The sequence below is a fragment of the Leucothrix arctica genome, from assembly GCF_003172895.1.
In the GTDB taxonomy this organism is placed as follows: Bacteria; Pseudomonadota; Gammaproteobacteria; order Thiotrichales; family Thiotrichaceae; genus Leucothrix; species Leucothrix arctica.
In genome coordinates this window covers 1-2,170 of the sequence record NZ_QGKL01000008.1, presented here as the reverse complement: position 1 = coordinate 2,170, position 2,170 = coordinate 1, and the positions used below count along the sequence as shown (strand labels likewise).

4 protein-coding genes are annotated in these 2,170 nt (G+C 43.0%); 1 reads left to right on the top strand and 3 read right to left on the bottom strand.

The window, feature by feature from the left end:
- A partial coding sequence (locus DKT75_RS01600) for an IS3 family transposase (protein WP_109821692.1) occupies positions 1-707 on the top strand: 707 nt, incomplete at its 5' end.
- On the opposite strand, the gene DKT75_RS01595 is transcribed toward DKT75_RS01600, so the two are convergent.
- The 3 genes from DKT75_RS01595 to DKT75_RS22445 form a co-directional block, all read right to left on the bottom strand.
- Entirely contained in the window at positions 614-1,348 is a 735-nt protein-coding gene (locus DKT75_RS01595) for a nucleoporin Nup88 family protein (protein ID WP_158278776.1), read from the bottom strand. The two genes, DKT75_RS01600 and DKT75_RS01595, sit on opposite strands and share 94 nt — an antisense overlap.
- Positions 1,349-1,400: 52 nt before the next feature.
- Entirely contained in the window at positions 1,401-1,847 is a 447-nt protein-coding gene (locus DKT75_RS22450) for an IS3 family transposase (RefSeq protein WP_109821690.1), read from the bottom strand.
- 6 nt (positions 1,848-1,853) lie between these two features.
- The coding region (locus DKT75_RS22445) for a transposase domain-containing protein (protein ID WP_484166779.1) at positions 1,854-2,170 on the bottom strand (317 nt) is incomplete at its 5' end.

Here is a 2,170-nt window from a genome sequence, read left to right as displayed (position 1 = left end):
GGTCAGCAGGTCAGCGAAGCTTAGTTACACTGCTTGTTAGTACTGGTTTTAACGTCAGCCGATGGTTAGTGAGAAAACTCATGAAACAAGCAGGTCTAGTGAGTCGCCAGCAACCTACTCACCGCTACGCAAAGGCAGAAAAAGTACACCTAAGCATACCAAATGTGCTTAATCGGCAGTTTCAGCCGAGCAAGCCAAATCAAGTTTGGGCGGGTGATGTCACTTATATTTGGTCGGGTTCAACTTGGTTGTATCTTGCAGTGGTCATTGATTTATATGCAAGGCGTATCGTTGGCTTTGCTACCAGTAAAAGCCCAGATAGCGAACTGACAAAAAAGGCATTAAGAATGGCCTATGAAAGCAGAAGGAAACCTAAACGTATTCTATTTCATAGTGACCAAGGCTGCCACTACACCAGTAAGGCGTACCGTCAATGCCTGTGGCATTTTGGCATGAGGCAAAGCCTTAGCCGACGAGGAAACTGTTGGGATAATTCACCCGTAGAACGGTTCTTTAGAAGCTTTAAAACCGAGTGGATGCCAAAATCAGGTTACGTTTCATTTAACGAAGGTGCTCAGGCGATTACTCAATACATTAATCAGTATTATAATCGTTACCGCCCACATGCTAACAATGGCGGGCTATCGCCAATAATGGCAGAAGAAAAATTTGGATTAACCTCTAAAGAGGTGGCCAGTTTTAGTTGACCACAACAAATACCTAATACTCTTATACGCTCACTGTGATCTTGTTCGGCTAAAGTAGCTTGAGTTACGCTCTTATCAAGGCTAGATGTTTCCAAATTCAAACTGCTCAGCATTTTTTCAGAAGCTTGCAAAGCACTTTTTAGCTCAGTCGGTGGTGAGATATTTTGTAAACTAGTTTCATGCCTCGCCTTTTCTAGCCCCACTTCTTTAGCGCGTTTTTGTAATTTCTCTAGTGTTTTCTCGTGCTTAAGCTCTTCAGTTTGAAGCTGCTCCAGTCGTTCATCAGCTAGTGATGAAAGACTGTCTTGGTATGCCTTAAGCTGAGAATTTTCCTCTTCAGTGAAAGCAAGAAGTTTAGACTGGAGGCTCTCTTTAAACTGATTTGCTACTTTTTCAAACTTATTCTCTATATCTTGTTGCTCATTAATCAGCATTTGATACTGATAATCCAAGCGCTCTAGCCGCTCACTAATAATTGGGATTTCTTTAACAAGTTTCCGACTCTCTTCTATATTATTCGCTATAAAAGACTCTTTATCAGACTCCAAAGAAGCAATTCTTTTACCTGTATTTCCAAGCTTACTTTCAAGCGAAAGCTTGCTCTCCTTGTATGCTCTTCTGTGCTTTAAAAATATACCCACGTGAGTATCAAGCTCTGACTTGCACCTATCCCTCGACGGAATAGTGTTGTGGTCAACTAAAACTGGCCACCTCTTTAGAGGTTAATCCAAATTTTTCTTCTGCCATTATTGGCGATAGCCCGCCATTGTTAGCATGTGGGCGGTAACGATTATAATACTGATTAATGTATTGAGTAATCGCCTGAGCACCTTCGTTAAATGAAACGTAACCTGATTTTGGCATCCACTCGGTTTTAAAGCTTCTAAAGAACCGTTCTACGGGTGAATTATCCCAACAGTTTCCTCGTCGGCTAAGGCTTTGCCTCATGCCAAAATGCCACAGGCATTGACGGTACGCCTTACTGGTGTAGTGGCAGCCTTGGTCACTATGAAATAGAATACGTTTAGGTTTCCTTCTGCTTTCATAGGCCATTCTTAATGCCTTTTTTGTCAGTTCGCTATCTGGGCTTTTACTGGTAGCAAAGCCAACGATACGCCTTGCATATAAATCAATGACCACTGCAAGCTACAACCAAGTTGAACCCGACCAAATATAAGTGACATCACCCGCCCAAACTTGATTTGGCTTGCTCGGCTGAAACTGCCGATTAAGCACATTTGGTATGCTTAGGTGTACTTTTTCTGCCTTTGCGTAGCGGTGAGTAGGTTGCTGGCGACTCACTAGACCTGCTTGTTTCATGAGTTTTCTCACTAACCATCGGCTGACGTTAAAACCAGTACTAACAAGCAGTGTAACTAAGCTTCGCTGACCTGCTGACCCTCCACTTAGGCCAAACCAGCGCTTGAGCTCCGCGATCAGTTTAAGGCGTTGTGGTGAAACAG